The sequence below is a fragment of the Oceanicola sp. 22II-s10i genome (assembly GCF_002210105.1).
GTDB lineage: Bacteria > Pseudomonadota > Alphaproteobacteria > Rhodobacterales > Rhodobacteraceae > Pseudooceanicola.
Window position 1 is genome coordinate 504,021 of record NZ_AQQU01000001.1, and the last position, 17,203, is coordinate 521,223.

Sequence of the window (17,203 nt, forward strand, 5' to 3'; positions counted from 1 at the left end):
AGCTGGTTTGCCGATCTCGTGGCCGGCGCTCCGGTGTCCGACGAACGGGCGCCGGGATCACGCTCCGCACCCAGAACTTCGCTTCGGGACGAGCTTGCGGAAGGCGCCCAGGATGTCGAACCGTCGGACACGTCATCGACGGACACCCCCCTGGAAGATGCGAACCAGTCGCCGACAGGGGTGAGCGGGGATGCGTCAGTCACGCACCGTTCCGCCGCCAGGCCGATGGCGGATATGGAATTGGGTCCGGAGCGGCGACTGCCGCGCACTGTCAAGGAGACGGACCCTGTTCCGACTTCGGCACTCTCTACTGAAAAGCGCGCCGTGGCCGCAAACGCGGCGGGTGACAAGGAGCCGCGTCAGACATCACCCGAAACCGGACCAACAGCCGACCCGCCGGACCTGGGGGTCGACACACCCGCGGGCCGGGTGGATCACGCAGGGGACGTGTCCGGTATCGCAGGCCGAGAGCCGGCGACGGCGGCGGATGCTTCGATGGCAGACCCTATTCCCGGCGTCGCCGCAATCCTGCCCGGTGAAGAGCGCGAGGTCTCTTCGGCGAACAGCCTCACCGTGGCGACGGCGTCCCTGAGCGACCGGACTTTGGGTCAATCGTCCCGCTGGCCCGTGCAGCCCCTGTCAGCGTCGGCCTCCGTCCCGGAACATTCGGACTCCAGCTCCCCGGCCGAGGCGACGCGACAGGCGCAGGCCCCTGCCCCACCTCGCGGGCCATACATGAAGCGCGACGCGGACCCTGATACTATGCCCGCCGGGCCTGCGGCTCCGATCGGCGTGTCCAGGGTCGTCGCCTCTGAATCCGCAAGGTCGCAGGCACCTGCCGCGATTGGCGCCGACACCAAGCCGTATCTGTTGAGTGCACGCCTGAACAACATGGCACCCGACCGGTTCGATCGAACGGGCCAGCGCTCCCCGAACTATGGTGTGCCGGGTGCGGAGGATGCGGATCGGGCAAGAGGCGGACGTCAGGATGGCGCGCGTCCCCAAGGCTCTGCCCTTCAGGCCGTGGGTGGAGGCAAGGCGAATTCCCACACACCCACACCGAACCTCAAGCCGGTCTTGGCTCAACCGCGCACAACCGGCGCTGATCCAGTCAGATCGGCAGATACGCCAACTAGAGACAAACATCCGCCCCTGCCAGAACATGGCGGTATTCGGGGCGGGGGGGCAGCACATGGGACACGCAATCCCGATCGACCATTGCAGCGGAACGCCCTGCCAGCCACGCCCGGGGTCTTTATCAGCCGGCACCAGCCGATCAGGCCTGACGGGCGGCAAGATTCTGACGGTCCCGCCCTACCGGAGCGTCGTCTCATCGCGCCGGAGCGGAATGCACCCCCGGACACGGCGGTGGCGAAAGCCTTGGCGGTTCGGCACGGCCCTTCCAGAGGTCACCAGGATTCAGCGGTCAGGCTGACTGCGCTCCCGGCTTCGCAAGCGGCGCGGTCCGCGATCAACCAGCAGCAGGAGGCGAACGCGGGCGCAACTGTGACGGCGACGACAGAAGTACAGGCGGTAACTGGGAATGACAGGCAGGGACTTGCGTCCGAGGCCCCTCTGACACGTCCGGCCCCGGCACAGGTCACCAAGTCGCAGGAACCGGCCGCGCCTTCGCCCGTGGCCGGTTCCCAGCACCGTGGGCCCATACTCCGTGAACAGGTGGGCGAGGCTCCAAAAGGCACGGACAACCGGGCCGGCCCCCTTCTGTCAAAGCATACTGCCGACGGTCAAGCGTCCCGGCACATGCCAGCGGCGGCGGACCGTCCCGGCCCCGGTCTCGCGGCACGCGCGACGGAAGACCCCATATCCACGCCACTCCCGCACCGGACCCGCGCGTGGCGCTCACGCACCGAACCCGCGGAGCGCCCCGGTACAGTATCGCCACTCCCGTATCGGTCGGAGTCGCAGCCGGAGCCCCGCAGGGCGCCGGACGGTCCGCAGGGCCGTCGCGCCGAAGGCACGCCGATGGCAACCGCACCGATGCCGGTGGACGCCCGGCCTGAACCTCGGTCCAAGGATCCCTCCGACCTGCCGCCTATCACGAGGCTGAAACGACCGCCCGCATCAGAAAGCGCGGCGCGGCATATCGCATGGGGCATGACGCAGCGTGACCCACACAGCAGCCGGGGACTGCCTGAGCAGACCCGGACGGCGGGCATGTCGTTCCCAACCGATGCTCCTGCGACACGTGCCGTCGCCCCGCCCGCGCCGGAAGTGTCCCCCCCGGCGGCAGCAGTCCGGCCAGTGCAGGCAGAGGTCGACAGATCAAAATTAGCGGCCCCGTCGGACTTGCGGTGGCCCCCGCGCATCAGCGAGCGGCCTGTGTCCGGCGCGAAGGATATCGCTCGGGAAGTCGGTTCTGCCCGAGAAAAGCGATTGGTGAACCACGCAGCGGGTCAACTCTCCGAGCCAGCGAACCCTGACCCCAAGGACGCCACGCCGCCGCTACGCTCTCCCCGGGCAGACGGGCCCGTTCCCGCTGCACCGGTCAGTGCCGGGCGCTCCGGTCATGAGGCGGATTTTGGCGCCGCGGACCAGGGCCGGTCCGGCATGCCGGTGCGGGAGACAAGGCGCATGCCAGGCGGCTCCCTCCCGAACGCTCCGACTGAAGACAGCGCGCGGGTTTCGGAGATTGTCCAAAGGTCGCAGCAAGCCGGGCCGGCCCGACAGGCCCCGGCTTCACGGGCTGAACCAGATACGGCTGCGATATCACCCATCCCTCCGGGAGCGTTGGACCGCCAGCGCGTTGATTCTGAGACATTTGCGCTTCGGTCAGGTCATCACACCGTGACACATGGCTCTGCTGTTCCGGCCGCAAGAGAGGCGCGCGTTCAGGGGACGCTGGCCGACCGGATCGCGGAGCCGGCGCCTGCCCCGCATGTCAGAACAAGAGCGCCGGTCGAGCGATATGACGTGAGCCCGACCGGGCAACCCGGTGGACATCATCATCCAGACGACAGCGGCAACACGACCGGTGCAGATCAAGTGAGCGGGCCCAGATCGGAAGGCGGCCCGGCATGGACCGGGCCGAAAACAGGCGGAGTGGTCGGAGGTCCTGCCGCAACACGGGCAGCCGGTATCGCGCGCCATGACGAAGCATCGACCGGCAGGAGATCATCGCCCCTTATGAATATTGGTCAGCCATCCGCGACCGAACCGGCCCCTGCTCATGGCCGACTGGCGACAGCGACGCCGCTGCCTTTGCGAACCGCCGAAATGCGCTCCGATCCAATACAGGCACGGCCCGATGCCACCCGTATGGCTGAAGCGATCCCGCCACGTGCGCACCCGGAACCGGACCCCGCGACGATGCCGGAGATCGGACACGGGGCGCCGCCTGATTTCAGGTCCCCTGGAACGGTCGGGCACCCGGTCTACACAGGTTTGCGGCATGATACCCCCCCGCGCAGCGTTGCCGATCAGATCGCGGACGCCGCCCGGTCCACCGCCTCTGGCAGGGTCGAGCTCGTGCTGGAGCCGGAAGAACTCGGTCGCCTACAGATGACCCTGAAGTCCGACGGCCAGAGCCTTTCGATGACGGTTTTCGCCGATCGGAGTGACACACTGGACCTGCTGCGGCGCCACGCCCATGACCTCGCCCGCGCACTTTCGGAAGCAGGCTACGACGACGTGGACCTGTCATTCGGCCAGAACCGGCCCCAGCAGCACCCTGCAACGCATCAGGTCAACGACACGCCGGGCGGCACGGAGGATCGGGAAGACGCGGCCGCTGCGGACACCGCCATCCCGCCTGCGGCTTCGCCGAACGAAGCGATCGCGCCAGCTGCGCAGGCTGGCATGGATATCAGACTTTGACACAGCCCGGAGATCGACATGGACACTGGAACAACGGCGCCTGCTGCGCCCCCGACCCGAACGGACGTCGGTCCGGCAGCCACCCGACAATCCGGGCGGCCCGCGATCAGTTCGGATTTCGAAACCTTCCTGCAGATGCTCGCCACACAACTGCAGAACCAGGATCCCCTGAACCCGGTCGATTCCGCAGACTACGCCGTGCAGCTGGCGACATTTTCGTCTGTCGAACAGCAGGTCCTGACCAACGAACTGCTCGACGGGCTGATTGCGCGGCAGACCATGGCCGGAATTGCAGGCTACGCGGACTGGATCGGGCTGGAGGCACGGTCGCCTGCGCCCGTCTGGCATGACGGCACCACACCGATCCAGCTGGAGCCGAACCCGCTTGCCGCGGCGGACCGCACCGTGCTTGTCATCCGGGATGAGGCGGGGGACGAAGCGGCCCGGATCGCCATACCGCTCAGTGGCAATCCCTATCTGTGGGAGGGTCAGGATCAGTCCGGCGATCCCCTGCCACCCGGCCACTATACCTTTGAGCTTGAGAACCACGCCGATGGCGAGTTGCTGATCACGGACGCGCTGGAAACATACGCCCGTGTCACCGAGGCGCGGACAGTTGACGGGCAGGTGCTCGTAACACTGCACGGCGGGGGGCTCGTTCCGGTTTCGGCAATCACGGGCCTGCGAGACCCTGCCGGACCCTGAGGGCCACGTCCGGGGCCGGATGGGTGGGGCCGCGGACCTACCGCCTTACCCCGAGAGTGGAGGGATCGGCGGAACTGGGAGGATCACCTGCACTACGGGCCAGTCGGGGTCGGCGATCATCGCGCGCGTCCGATATGACTAAGTCCTCACAAGACGCGATCTTGTCACCGGATGGCGCGCATTCAGATCAACCCGGCGAACGCTCGGGGTGGCGGATCACATAAGCGCCCATTCCGTCACGGCCATCAGCGCTGCCCCGGCGGCCAGCCCGATGCAGCCCCAAAGCAGCCGGAGCTTCCAGCGCCCCTTTTCAGGCATCGAGGGTTCGGCGATCTGACTGATCAGAGCGCGCTCCACGAGGACCGGCAGGCGGGGGCCGAACCGGGCCATGACCTGCGCCGTCCGGGCGAGGTCCTTGGCCAGCGCACGGGGCCCGAGGTTGCGGCGGATGTAGTCCTCGACCACCGGGCGGGCGACCTGCCAGATGTTGATCTGCGGATCGAGCGATCGCGCCACGCCCTCGACCACCACCATCGTGCGTTGCAGCAGGATCAGCTCGGTCCGCGTCTCCATACCGAAGCGTTCGGTGACCTCGAAGAGATAGGACAGCAGACGCCCCATCGAGATGTGCGAGGCGTCCATGCCGAAGATCGGCTCGCCGACCGCGCGCAGGGCACGGGCGAATTCCTCCACATCGCGGTCGGCGGGAACATAGCCCGCCTCGAAATGCACCTCGGCCACGCGTTTGTAGTCGCGCTTGATGAAGCCATAGAGGATCTCGGCGTAGACCCTGCGGGTGTAGACGTCGATATGGCCCATGATGCCGAAGTCATAGGCGATGATGTCCCCGTTCGGCGCGACCTTGAGGTTGCCCTGATGCATGTCCGCGTGAAAGAAGCCGTCGCGCAGCGCGTGGCTGAGGAACAGCTGCAGAACCCGTTCGCCCAGCACCACCCGGTCGTGCCCCGCCGCGTCCAGCGCCGCGTTGTCGCCGAGCGGCGCGCCCTCGGCCCAGCCCAGCGTCATCACCCGGCGGCCGCTTTCGTGCCATTTCACCTGCGGCAGGCGGAAGCCCGCGTCGCTTTCGGTATTCGCCGCGAATTCGCTGGCGCTGGAGGCTTCCAGCCGAAGGTCCAGCTCGCCCTTCACCACCCCGTCGAAATGCGCGACGACCTCTGACGGCCGGAGGCGGCGCGAGGCGGGGGACAGCATTTCGATGAACGAGGCGGCGAAGTAGAAGGCGTCGATGTCCTTGCGAAAGGCGCGCTCGATTCCGGGACGCAGAACCTTGACCGCGACCTCCTCGCCCGTCTCGACCAGCCGCGCCTTGTGGACCTGAGCGATCGAAGCGGCGGCGACGGGGGGCGAGAATTCGGAGAAGACGGCCTCGAGTGGGCGATCCAGTTCTTCTTCGATCGCCTTGCGCGCCTGCGCCATCGGGAAGGGCGGCAGCTTGTCCTGCAGCACGCGCAGCTGCACCGCCAGATCGTCGCCCACGAGGTCGGGTCGCGTGGACAGTATCTGGCCGAACTTGATGTATGCGGGCCCGAGCGCCGTCAGCGCCCGCGTCGCGGGCGGCATCGCCGGATCGCCGCGCATGCCAAGCCATTGCAGCGGCCAGCCGATCACCCGCGCGGCCATCCGCAGCAGCGGCGGCGCGTCATAGGCGTCGAGGATCACCTTCATCGCGCCCGTGCGTTCGAGCGTCGCGCCGGTCTGCGCCAGCCGCCAGATATTGTGCGGTCCGCGCATGGCTTACAGTTTCCAGCCCGAATGCAGACAGGCGATGCCCATGCTCAGGTTGCGATACTTGGCCTGCTCGAACCCTGCAGCCCGCACCATGCCAAGGAAGGTCTCCTGATCCGGGAACTGCCGGATCGATTCGACGAGGTACTGATAGCTGTCGCGATCGTTCGCGATCACCTGCCCCATCACGGGGATCATGTTGAAGCTGTAGCGGTCATAGAGCCACTGCATCCCCTCGTTCGGGATCTGGCTGAACTCCAGCACCATCAGCCGTCCGCCGGGCCTGAGCACGCGGAACGCCTCGTTCAGCGCCTCCTGCGGGCGGGTGACGTTCCGGATGCCGAAGCTGATCGTGTAGACGTCGAAGGTGTTGTCCTCGAACGGCAACGCCATTGCGTCGCCGACCACCCAGTCGAGGCTGTCTGCCATCCGCTCGGCCTCGGCCCGCTTGCGGCCTTCGACCAGCATCGGTTCGGTCAGGTCCAGCACGGTGGCATGCCCCGACCCCGCGCGTTTCAGGAACCGGAACGAGATGTCGCCGGTGCCGCCCGCCACGTCCAGCAGCCGCTGGCCGGGGCGCGGGGCGAGCCAGTCCATCATCGCGTCCTTCCAGACACGGTGGATCCCGAGGCTCATGACGTCGTTCATCACGTCGTATTTCGACGCGACCGAGCCAAAGACCCCGCGCACGCGCCCGGCCTTCTGGTCCTCGGGAATCTCCTGAAATCCGAAATGGGTGGTTTTCTGGTCCATCGGCCTTGCGCTTTGTCCAACCTGACCCTTCTTATAGGGCGCTCCGGGGCCGCTGCAATGCGGCAGGCCGCCCGGATGCCGGAGGAATGATGCCCGAACTGCCCGAAGTCGAAACGGTCCGCCGTGGCCTCGCCCCCGTGATGGAGGGCGCCGTGATCGCCCGCGCCGCCGTGAACCGGCCCGATCTGCGCTGGCCGTTTCCGGAAGGTATGGCCGAACGGCTGACCGGCAAACGGGTCGAACGGCTGCGGCGCCGGTCGAAATACATTCTCGCCGACCTGTCCTCGGGCGAGACGCTGCTGATCCACCTCGGCATGTCGGGGCGGATGCTGGTGTCGGGCGACCCGCTTGGGCATTTCGTGCATGACCATCCCGCGCCCGAGAAACACGACCATGTCGTGCTGGATATGGAGGGGGGCGCGCGGATCACCTTCAATGATCCCCGCCGTTTCGGTGCGATGGACCTGATGCCGACCGCCGGGGCCGAGGCCCACAAGCTGCTGGCGCACCTGGGGCCGGAACCGCTCGGCAACGCGTTCTCGGAAAGCTACCTCGCCACCGCGCTCGCGGACCGCGCCACACCGATCAAGGCCGCGCTTCTGGACCAGCGCATCGTCGCGGGCCTCGGCAACATCTACGTCTGCGAGGCACTCTACCGCGCCCGCATCGCCCCCGCCCGCGCCTGCCGCCGCATCTCCTCCGCCCGGCTCGGCGCGCTGGTTCCCATCATCCGCGACGTTTTGACCGAGGCGATCGCGGCGGGCGGATCCAGCCTGCGCGACTTCCGGCAGGCGGACGGTGAGCTGGGCTATTTCCAGCACAATTTCGACGTCTACGGGCGCGAAACAGCCCCCTGTCGCACCGAAGGCTGCGGCACCCCGATCCGCCGGATCGTGCAGTCGGGCCGGTCCTCGTTCTACTGTCCGACCTGCCAAAGATAACTTGAACGACCCGCGCAACGTGCTAGGGAATCCCTCCAACGCTTGCGAGGGGATGAGCTGAATGGCCTACGAAACCATCGTCGTCGAGACCGAGGACAGCATCTGCATGATCCGGCTCAACCGGCCCGACGCGCTGAACGCGCTGAACGACGTTCTGCTCGGCGAACTGGTCGACGCGCTGAAGGCCGCGCAGGCCAGCGACAAGGTGCGCTGCATCGTCATCACCGGCTCGGAAAAGGCCTTCGCCGCCGGGGCCGACATCAAGATGATGTCCACCAAGAGCTTCGTCGACGTGTTCACCGGCGATCTGTTTGCCGCCGAATCCGATGACATCATGCGCATCCGCAAGCCGATCATCGCTGCCGTCTCGGGCTATGCCCTCGGCGGCGGGTGCGAACTGGCGATGATGTGCGACTTTATCATCGCCGCCGACACGGCCAAGTTCGGCCAGCCGGAAATCAACCTCGGCGTCATGGCCGGTCTGGGCGGCACGCAGCGTCTGACGCAGGCGGTCGGCAAGGCCAAGGCGATGGACATGAACCTGACCGGCCGCTTCATGGATGCCGACGAGGCCGAGCGCGCTGGCCTCGTGTCGCGCGTCGTGCCCGCCAAGAAGCTGATGGAAGAAGCGATGGCCGCCGCGGCCAAGATCGCCGACAAGTCGATGATCTCGGTCATGGCGGTGAAGGAGGCGGTCAACCGCTCCTTCGAGGTGCCGCTGCGCGAGGGCCTGCTGTTCGAACGCCGCGTGTTCCATTCCCTCTTCGCGACCGAGGACCAGAAGGAAGGCATGGACGCCTTCGCCTCCAAGCGCGCCGCGCAGTTCCGGGACAAGTGACCGCCTAGCGCAGCAACCCCGGCAACCATGTCGCCAGCGACGGCACCGCCGCGACGATCAGCATGGCCATGAGGAACAGGCCGACAAAGGCGATGGAGGCCCGGTAGAGGTCGCTCATCGCCACATCGGGCGCCGCACCGCGAAACGCGAACATGGCATAGCCGAAGGGCGGTGTGATGCCGCCCACGGTCACGTTCAGCAGCATCAGCAGCCAGAACCACAGCGGGTCCAGTCCGAGCACGTTGATCAGCGGCAGGTAGATCGGGATCACGATCATCATCACCGCCACCTGGTCCACGAACAGGCAGAAGGCAAAGACCATCGCCATCATGGCGAGGATCATCAGCCACGGCGCAAGGTCCAGCCCCGACACCAGCGCGGTGATCAGCCGGCTGGCCCCGCTGATGGCCAGCAACTGGCTGAACAGCGTGGACGAGGCCATGATGATCAGGATCATCGCCGTCATCAGTGCGGCGGACCTGAGCGCCGACAGGATCAGCGCGATGCTCAGTTGCCGAAACAGCGCAGCGATGACCACGGCGCCGGAAACGCCGATCGCGGCGCTTTCGGACGGCGTCGCCACACCCAGCAGGATCAGCCCCACGACCAGCGCGATCAGGACGGCGAAGGGGACGCAATGGATGACGGCCCTCAGCACCGAGATGCGCACATCCGGCGCCAGCGCGGGCGGGGCGAGCCGCGGGTTCAGCGCGATCCGCAGCATGGCATAGCCGATGAACAGCGCGGCAAGCAGCAGCCCCGGCAGCACCCCCGCCACCAGAAGCCCGGCCACCGAGACATTGGCCAGTGTCGCGATGATGATGACCAGCACGCTCGGCGGGATGATCGGGGCAAGGCTCGCGCCGCCGAGGATCATCCCGATGGACAGCGTCCGGTCGTAGCCCCGCTGGACCATGCCCGGATAGATGGACCGGGCCATCATGGCAGCCACCGCCATGTTGGATCCCGACAGGGCGCCGAAGATCGTCGAAAGCACGCCGGCCAGCACGTACTGCCGCCCCCGGACACGACCCACGAAGCGGTCCACCGCCTCGAACAGCAGGTGCGCGGCGCCGGAGCGGAACATGATCTCGCCCATCAGGACGAACAGCGGGATCGCGGTGAGCTGGGCATTGGTGGTGGTCGAAAACAGCGAATTGGCCAGCATCCCGAAGGCTTTCGGCCCCAGCAGGATCGCAACGCCCGCCAGGTTGATCGACAGGAAAGCGAGAAAGATCGGCATGCCCGACATGAAGAGCGCCAGCACCAGCAGCGCCGCGCCAAGCAGTGTGGAGGGGTCGGACATCATGGTGCCGTGACCTCAGCCGCCGGGTCCGGAGCGGCGATGGCCAGCATCAGGAATTGCGCCGCCGACAGCCCCAGCCCCCATACGATCCAGACCGAGATCACGGCCTTGGGCACCGGGATCGCCGCCATCATCCGCACGCCCCGGCTGGCCTGCCGCAGCGTCTCCTCGCCCGCGATCCATGCCATGACGAGGCAGATCACGGCGCCCAGAACGGCGATGGCCTGACCGGCCAGCACGCGCCCCCGCAGCGGCAGCCGTTCCAGCAGCACCGTCACCGCCACATGCCCGCCGTCGCGCGTCAGGCGCGGCAGGGCGAGGAAGGCAACGATCAGCAGCAGGTAAGAGACCAGCTCGGCCGACCACCGGGTCGGCGCGCCAAAGGCGTAGCGGGTGACGACCTCGTAGTTATAGGCCACCACGATCAGCGCCAGCCCCGTCATCGCGATCCAGAGTCCGATCTCGGTCAGGCCATGGATGGCCTGACCGATCAGACGGAACCGGCCCCGAGGGAAGGGTATCCCGGAACCGGGCCTCGTCATTCCGTCAGGCCCGCCGCCTTGGCCTGCTCGTGCAGGGCGGTCGCCGCCTCGCCCGAGCTTTCCTTGGCGATCGCCCAGATCCCGGCGTCAAAGGCGTTCTGCACCTTGGTGGCCATCTCGGGGCTCAGCATCTCGACCTTGACGCCCAGTTCGTCCAGCTTGGCATCCTCGTCGGCCTGAATGGCGTTGCCCAGCCACGGCATTTCCAGTTCGGTCAGCTTGCCGGCCTCAAGCAGGTAACCCTGCTCCTCGGCGTCCAGACCGTTCCAGACATCCAGATTGATGAAAACCGGCTGCGTGGCCGCCCCGAAAGTCGGGCGCAGGCGATAGGCCGCGACCTCGTAATGCTTCATCGAGATCATTCCGGCGGCCGGCCACCCGGCTCCGTCGACGATACCGGTCTGCAGGGCCGAATAGATCTCGGACCCCGGCAGCACCACCGGTTCGGCGCCAAGCGCCTCGATCACGCCGAAATAGGTGGGTGTGCCGCGCACCTTGCGGCCGGCCAGGTCGCCCGCCTCGGACAGCGGTTCCTTGGTGAACAGGTGATAGCCGGCCATCGAGACGGACATCATCGCGACCATCTTGAGGTTGTGGGTCTCCTGATAATAGGTGTCGACGCTGTCCCAGACGCCCGAGGCGCGGCGGGCGACCGGATCGACGTCGATCGCATCCACGGCCAGCGCCAGCCCACCGTTGCCGGCGTGGAATACGGGATGGGTATAGAGGGCGTCGAACACACCGTTGGACACGGGCTCCAGCTGTTCGAAGATCGACACCGCTTCGGGGCCGAACACGGTGAAGGTGGTCTTGCCGCCGCTGATGTCGGCCACGTTGTCCATGTAGCGTTGCAGAACGGAATAGGTCGGCAGCTGCGAGGTGTCGAAGCTGGACAGCACCCGGATGTCGCTTGCCACCGATGCGGTTGCGGTCAAGCCGCCGATCAGCAGCGCACCCAGGCCCCGCGTAAATGTTCCAAGTGCTTGCATGTTGCTCTCCTGTTGGATCGCCGTTTCCGGCTACAGCTATTTAAGTAAATTTATACTTACATAACTGCCAAGCCGCCGCGCCACGAGGCCAGCCCAAATGTCAGGATGGGTGCAAGCTTTGTCGGTATTGCGCAAAACTGCTGGTTCTTCGCACAAATTTACGGCAGAGCTGGGGACAAGGCCTCGCAAATAAGTAAGTGTATTTTTACATATTCGGACAGACAGCATTCCTGATGCTGGGCACGAAACGAATCGGAGAGACAGGTGACAGGCCAACCAGTGCGACACACCGACGACACGAACGGGCAGCGGGTCCGGGCCGCACTGGCGGTATGGGAACGGCACATTCACGCATTCGTCGCGCTTGCGGATGACGAACCGGCACCGGCAACCGGTCCGCTGGCCGGGGTCAGCGTCGGGGTCAAGGACAACATCGACGTCATCGGCCTGCCGACGCGCAACGGCAGCGCCGCCTGCGCCGATGCGGTCCCGGCTGCGCAGGACGCCCCCGTCGTCGCAGCGCTGCGGAACGCCGGCGCGTGGATCGCAGGCAAGACAACGACAACCGAGTTCGCCTTTACCGACCCGACTGACTGCCGGAATCCCTATGACACGGCCCGGTCTCCTGGCGGGTCGAGCAGCGGATCCGGCGCGGCGGTCGGGGCGGGCATCGTGGATGTGGCGCTCGGCACCCAGACAGCCGGCTCGCTCTGCCGCCCCGCCGCCTACTGCGGGGCGGTCGGGCTGAAGCCGAGCTTCGGCCTTGTGTCCACGCAGGGCGTCACGCCCCTCGCGCCCAGTTTCGACACGGTCGGGATCATCGCGAGGTCAGTGGCGCTGGCCGGGGCGTGCCTTGCCGCCGCTACTGGCCAGCCCCACGACCAGCCGCGACTGCCTGCTCTACGCGTCCGCCGCATCCTGCCGCTTGGCGCCGCGCCTTCGGATGGCGCACTCGCGGCGCTTGAGGACGCGGAGCTGACGCTTGGCGGATTGACCGGCATGCTGTCCCCCGCCGATGCGATGCCTGTGGATGACATCGTGGCCCATCATCGCAGGGTCATGAACCACGAAGCGCATGCCGCGCATCCCCACCTGACCGAACCCGACCGCCTGCCGATGCTCAAACCCCGGTTTCGCGAGGCGCTGCTGGACGGCCGACGGATCACCCCGGCCGAAGCGGCGGAGTCGCGCCGCGCGCTTGACCGGGCCAGGTCAGCGTTCTGGGACCGGCATGCGGACACCGACGTGCTGCTGTCCCTGCCGGTGCCGGACGGCGCGCCGCTTATAGACGGGACGACCGGTTTTCAGAACTGGCTGACGCCGTGGACCGTGTTCGGCGGCCCGCTCCTGTGCCTGCCCTGGGGGGCGGACGACCTGGGCCGGCCGCGGTCGGTGATGCTGGCGGCCCGCCCCGGTGGTGACCGGATGCTGCTGGCCCTCGGCGCCGCGCTCGAGGCGCTGGCGCCGGACCTGCCCCGCCCGCGACCCCGCGGCTAGGGCGTCAGCCGGACGATCGCATCGACTTCGACCGCCGCTCCGCCGGGCAGACCCGACACGGCAACCGCCGTCCGCGCATGCCAGCCCGCCTCGCCGAACAGCGCGATGAAGACCTCGGTCGCGCCATTGATGACCTGCGGGCTGCTGGCGAACCCGGTGCCGGCGCAGACGAAACCGCCAAGCCGCAGCACGCAGTCGACCCGGTCGAGATCGCCGTCACAGGCCTGCCGCAGGCGATAGACCAGGTTCAGCGCGCAGATGCGGGCGGCCGCCTGCCCGCGCGCGACGTCATCTGCGGTGTCGAGGACGGGACCGGCATGAGTCACCGCGCCGTCCCATTCGCAGATCTGTCCGGACAGATAGACCACCTGCCCGTCACGCCGGAATGGCAGGAACTGGCCGCGAGGCGTCCAGTCGGGTGGCAGGGACAGGCCCATCTCGGCCAGTTTTCGTTCGGCAGTCGACATCCGCGCCCCTCAAGTAAAAGCATGTTTACTTGATGCGGTCACACGGTCACGCCGTCAAGGGCTCACCCGTCGCGGACCCCGAGATAGCTCAGGATGACGTCGATTGCGTGCGCACGACGAACCGCCAGCCAGTCGGGATCGGTCAGATCCTGACCGAAGACGGCACCAAGCGTCGCGGCATTGTTGAGGTGATGACCGGACAGGGCCACGATGGTCAGGTAGAGGTTCAGCGCGTCAGGCTTGCGGGAAAACACCCCCTGCGCATGCCCCCGTTCGATCAACTGCGCGATCGAGGCGATCAACGGCTGGGACATGTCGCGGATCATGTGCGAGCGGCGGATGAACTTGCCGTCTAGAAGGTTCTCGTTCCGCGTAAGCTTCACGAAATTCGAGTTATTCGCGAAATGGTCGAAGGTGAACTCCACCAGCTTTCGCGCCATCGCCGCCGGGTCGCCTTCGGTCAGGTTCAGCTCTGCCTCGCGGTTGCGGATCGAGGCGAAGACGCTGTCGAGAGAGGCGAGATACAGCTGCTCCTTGCTGCCGTAGTAGTGGTAGAGCATCCGGGCGTTGCACTTGGCCGACCTCGCGATGCGTTCGACCCGAGCACCATGAAATCCGTGCTCGGCGAATTCGCGCACGGCGACCGACAGGATCTCGGCCTGCGTGCGTTCGGGGTCGCGGCTGCGAATGGTCTCGGGTTTCCGCTGACCGCTCGGCTGGGGCATGTCTCGTCCACTTTTTACTTGAACTTATGCGGACGGACGCGGGCGGCGTCAACATGAGGCGGCGGAGGCACCTCGGGGCCTGCGATCAGAAAAGCCCGTCCGGCACGGCCATGTTCGCCGGTCGCGGCCCCTCCGGCCAGTGCAACAGGCGCGCGCCTTCGTCGATCGGCACATCGTTGATCGAGGCGTGACGTTCGGCCATCAGCCCTTCGACCGTGAACCGCCAGTTCTCGTTGCCATGGGACCGTGTCCAGTTGCCCGCGCCATCGTGCCATTCATACACGAACCGCACCGCGATCCGGTCCTCGCTCCATGCCCAGAGCGTCTTGATCAGGCGATAGTCCTGCTCCCGCATCCATTTCCGCACCAGAAAGCCGTGAACCGCGTCGCGTCCGCTCAGGAACTCCGACCGGTTCCGCCAGCGCGTGTCCTCGGTATAGGCCAGCACGACGCGGTCGGGATCGCGGGTGTTCCACGCGTCCTCTGCCATGCGGACCTTCTGGCGCGCAGTTTCTTCGGTGAAGGGGGGAAGCGGGGGACGCATGACGCACTCCTGACACGGGCCGCGTTATGGTGCGGCCCGCAGACCCGGACCTACCAGGAGTTGTAGCCGAGGTACTTGCCCGACATCTCGATCTTGACGCGGTCGCCCTTGGGGTTGGGGACGCGGGTGATCTGCATGTCGAAGTCGATGGCCGACATGATGCCGTCGCCGAACTTCTCGTGGATCAGCGCCTTGATCGTGGGGCCGTAGACGCCGACGATTTCATACAGGCGATAGATACAGGGATCGGTCGGCACGGTCTGTTCCCAGACCTTGGTCGGGCTTTCGGCCAGCACACCCGCGGCCTCCTGCGGCAGGCCCATGACCGACACCAGCGTCTCGGCCTTGTCCTGCGGCATGGCGTTCATGCCCATGCAGGCCGAATGGGTCCAGACGGGCGACATGCCGATCTTTTCCGCGATCTCCTCCCACTTCATGCCGGCCTGCTTCTTGGCCGACAGGATCATCATGGTGACGTCCTCTTTGGTCATCATCTGGGGCACCTCGAAACTGTCTTTCATGGGTCTTTCCTCGAATGTCGCGGCAGGGGCCGCTGGCCTTCAGTTGGTCACGGCACGCAGCCGCGGGTTCTCCTCGCCTCCGCCCCCGGTGGGGGCGGACTCCGTCATGTCGATCCGGACGGTCTCGGGCGTCTGCGCCTCGCCGTTCGACGGGCGACCCGACAGTTCCTTCGACCGGCGGCCGAGGAACTGCACCAGATGGTTGCGGATCGCGTAGTAGTTCGGGTGCTCGACGATCTCGGTCCGGTTGCGCGGGCGCGGGATCGTAATCTCGACGCTTTCCGCAACGCGGGCGTGCGGGCCGTTGGTCATCAGCAGGATGCGGTCGGCCAGCAGGATCGCTTCGTCGATGTCATGAGTGATCATGAACACCGTCTGCTGCGTTCCGCTCCAGATCTTCAGCAGCTCATCCTGGATCGTGCCCCGTGTCAGCGCGTCCAGAGCACCGAAGGGTTCGTCCAGCAGCAGCAGCTTGGGGTGGTTGGCAAAGGCCCGCGCGATGGAAACACGCTGCCGCATACCGCCAGACAGCTGCGCGGGCTTGCGGTGGATGGCGTCCCCCTCCAGCCCGACCATCGCGAGGTATTTCTCGGAATGCTCGGTGACCTTGGCCCTGGACCAGCCGGGATTGCGCGCCTTGACCCCGAACATCACGTTGCGCAGGGCCGACAGCCACGGCAGCAGCGAATAGTTCTGGAACACGACGCCCCGGTCCAGACTGGGGCCCGAGACCTCGAACCCGTCCATCTTGACCACCCCCGACGTGGGCTCGGCCAGACCGGCGAGGATGTTCATGATCGTCGACTTGCCACAGCCTGAGTGGCCCAGGATGCAGACGAATTCGCCCTTCTCGACACCGAACGTGGCATCCTCGAAGACCGTCATAGTCCCACCCTTCCCGTCCGGGAACTTCTGGGTCAGGCTTTCGACGCTGAGAAACGGTTTGGACATCGCTTGGCTCCTATTCCGCGTAGGCCACGGCCCGCTGGAGCGCCCCGAAGGCCGAATCCAGCAGCATGCCGACGACGCCGATCATGAGGATCGAGAAGATGACGGAGGTCAGGTCGAGGTTGTTCCACTCGTTCCAAACGTAGTAGCCGATGCCGGTCCCACCGACGAGCATCTCGGCCGCGACGATGACCAGCCACGCGATCCCGATGGAAATCCGCATCCCCGTGATGATCGTCGGCGCAGCGGCGGGCAGGATCACGGTGAACGCGGTCTTCAACGCCCCCAGTTCATGCGTCCGGGCGACATTGACCCAGTCCGACCGCACCCCGGCGACGCCGAAGGCGGTGTTGATCAGCATGGGCCAGATCGAACAGATGAAGATGACGAAAATCGCCGATGCCTCGCTGTCCTGGATGATGAACAGCGCCAGCGGCATCCACGCCAGCGGCGAGATCGGGCGCAGCACCTGGATGAACGGGTTGAGCGCCTTGTAGGCCACCGGCGACATCCCGATCAGGAAGCCGAGCGGCAGCGCCACCAGCGCGGCCAGCGCGTAGCCGGTCAGCACCCGGTAGATCGAATAGCCGATCTGGATCCCGATCCCCTTGTCGTTCGGACCGGCATCGTAGAACGGGTTCGACAACTGTTCCCACGCCTTGCCCAGCACCTGGCTGGGGGGCGGCACCCCGGCCTTCTGCGCGCCGCCGCCGGTCAGGCGTTCGTATTCGGTCATCTCCTCCAGCGTTTTCTGTGCCGGGATGGCGGCCTCCCACGCGAGGAGACCGACAGCCAGCAGCACGATCGAAAGGATGGCCGCCTTCTGGTTGAGACTGAGCGTCATGGG

Annotated in this window: 16 protein-coding genes; 5 read left to right on the forward strand and 11 right to left on the reverse strand. The window is 66.5% G+C overall.

The window, feature by feature from the left end:
- Positions 1-3,276 precede the first annotated feature (3,276 nt).
- Both ATO6_RS24965 and ATO6_RS02610 read left to right on the forward strand, forming a co-directional pair.
- The gene (locus ATO6_RS24965) at positions 3,277-3,834 is read left to right on the forward strand and encodes a flagellar hook-length control protein FliK (RefSeq protein WP_176440801.1); all 558 of its coding nucleotides are present in this window, start codon (positions 3,277-3,279) and stop codon (positions 3,832-3,834) included.
- 18 nt (positions 3,835-3,852) lie between these two features.
- Positions 3,853-4,539 (forward strand): flagellar hook capping FlgD N-terminal domain-containing protein, encoded by a 687-nt coding sequence (locus tag ATO6_RS02610; protein WP_088622376.1) that lies wholly within the window; start codon positions 3,853-3,855, stop codon positions 4,537-4,539.
- Between the two features lie 216 nt (positions 4,540-4,755).
- Here ATO6_RS02610 and ubiB read toward each other — a convergent pair whose 3' ends face one another.
- Both ubiB and ubiE read right to left on the reverse strand, forming a co-directional pair.
- Positions 4,756-6,291, reverse strand: coding sequence for a 2-polyprenylphenol 6-hydroxylase (gene ubiB / locus ATO6_RS02615; protein WP_088622377.1), 1,536 nt, complete (start codon positions 6,289-6,291; stop codon positions 4,756-4,758).
- A 3-nt stretch (positions 6,292-6,294) separates the two neighbouring features.
- The gene (gene ubiE / locus ATO6_RS02620; protein WP_088622378.1) at positions 6,295-7,038 is read right to left on the reverse strand and encodes a bifunctional demethylmenaquinone methyltransferase/2-methoxy-6-polyprenyl-1,4-benzoquinol methylase UbiE; all 744 of its coding nucleotides are present in this window, start codon (positions 7,036-7,038) and stop codon (positions 6,295-6,297) included.
- An 89-nt stretch (positions 7,039-7,127) separates the two neighbouring features.
- Here ubiE and mutM point away from each other — a divergent pair, with 89 nt between their 5' ends.
- Complete coding sequence (mutM, locus tag ATO6_RS02625) at positions 7,128-7,979, forward strand: bifunctional DNA-formamidopyrimidine glycosylase/DNA-(apurinic or apyrimidinic site) lyase (protein ID WP_088623378.1); 852 nt, start codon at positions 7,128-7,130, stop codon at positions 7,977-7,979.
- 61 nt (positions 7,980-8,040) lie between these two features.
- On the forward strand, positions 8,041-8,817 hold the full coding sequence (locus ATO6_RS02630) for an enoyl-CoA hydratase (protein ID WP_088622379.1): 777 nt from the start codon (positions 8,041-8,043) through the stop codon (positions 8,815-8,817).
- 4 nt (positions 8,818-8,821) lie between these two features.
- Here ATO6_RS02630 and ATO6_RS02635 read toward each other — a convergent pair whose 3' ends face one another.
- The 3 genes from ATO6_RS02635 to dctP are packed head-to-tail and all read right to left on the reverse strand — an operon-like array spanning position 8,822 to position 11,654.
- Positions 8,822-10,126, reverse strand: a complete 1,305-nt coding sequence (locus ATO6_RS02635; protein ID WP_217898962.1) for a TRAP transporter large permease subunit — start codon at positions 10,124-10,126, stop codon at positions 8,822-8,824.
- Entirely contained in the window at positions 10,123-10,665 is a 543-nt protein-coding gene (locus ATO6_RS02640) for a TRAP transporter small permease (protein ID WP_088622380.1), read from the reverse strand. The genes ATO6_RS02635 and ATO6_RS02640 overlap by 4 nt, the downstream gene beginning before the upstream one ends.
- On the reverse strand, positions 10,662-11,654 hold the full coding sequence (gene dctP / locus ATO6_RS02645) for a TRAP transporter substrate-binding protein DctP (protein WP_088622381.1): 993 nt from the start codon (positions 11,652-11,654) through the stop codon (positions 10,662-10,664). The genes ATO6_RS02640 and dctP overlap by 4 nt, the downstream gene beginning before the upstream one ends.
- A gap of 264 nt (positions 11,655-11,918) precedes the next feature.
- Here dctP and ATO6_RS02650 point away from each other — a divergent pair, with 264 nt between their 5' ends.
- On the forward strand, positions 11,919-13,151 hold the full coding sequence (locus ATO6_RS02650; protein WP_088622382.1) for an amidase: 1,233 nt from the start codon (positions 11,919-11,921) through the stop codon (positions 13,149-13,151).
- Here the strand turns inward: ATO6_RS02650 and ATO6_RS02655 are convergent.
- The 6 genes from ATO6_RS02655 to ntrB form a co-directional block, all read right to left on the reverse strand.
- Complete coding sequence (locus tag ATO6_RS02655; RefSeq protein WP_088622383.1) at positions 13,148-13,618, reverse strand: RidA family protein; 471 nt, start codon at positions 13,616-13,618, stop codon at positions 13,148-13,150. The genes ATO6_RS02650 and ATO6_RS02655 overlap by 4 nt on opposite strands.
- A 62-nt stretch (positions 13,619-13,680) precedes the next feature.
- Positions 13,681-14,343 carry a TetR/AcrR family transcriptional regulator gene (locus ATO6_RS02660; RefSeq protein ID WP_088622384.1) on the reverse strand — a complete coding sequence of 221 codons (663 nt, stop codon included), beginning with the start codon at positions 14,341-14,343 and terminating at the stop codon, positions 13,681-13,683.
- A gap of 85 nt (positions 14,344-14,428) precedes the next feature.
- Entirely contained in the window at positions 14,429-14,887 is a 459-nt protein-coding gene (locus ATO6_RS02665; RefSeq protein WP_088622385.1) for a nuclear transport factor 2 family protein, read from the reverse strand.
- A 50-nt stretch (positions 14,888-14,937) separates the two neighbouring features.
- Positions 14,938-15,408 carry a cyanase gene (gene cynS / locus ATO6_RS02670; protein WP_254919050.1) on the reverse strand — a complete coding sequence of 157 codons (471 nt, stop codon included), beginning with the start codon at positions 15,406-15,408 and terminating at the stop codon, positions 14,938-14,940.
- 39 nt (positions 15,409-15,447) lie between these two features.
- Positions 15,448-16,359, reverse strand: coding sequence for an ABC transporter ATP-binding protein (locus ATO6_RS02675; protein WP_088622386.1), 912 nt, complete (start codon positions 16,357-16,359; stop codon positions 15,448-15,450).
- A gap of 10 nt (positions 16,360-16,369) precedes the next feature.
- Positions 16,370-17,200 carry a nitrate ABC transporter permease gene (gene ntrB / locus ATO6_RS02680; RefSeq protein ID WP_088622387.1) on the reverse strand — a complete coding sequence of 277 codons (831 nt, stop codon included), beginning with the start codon at positions 17,198-17,200 and terminating at the stop codon, positions 16,370-16,372.
- Positions 17,201-17,203: the final 3 nt, after the last annotated feature.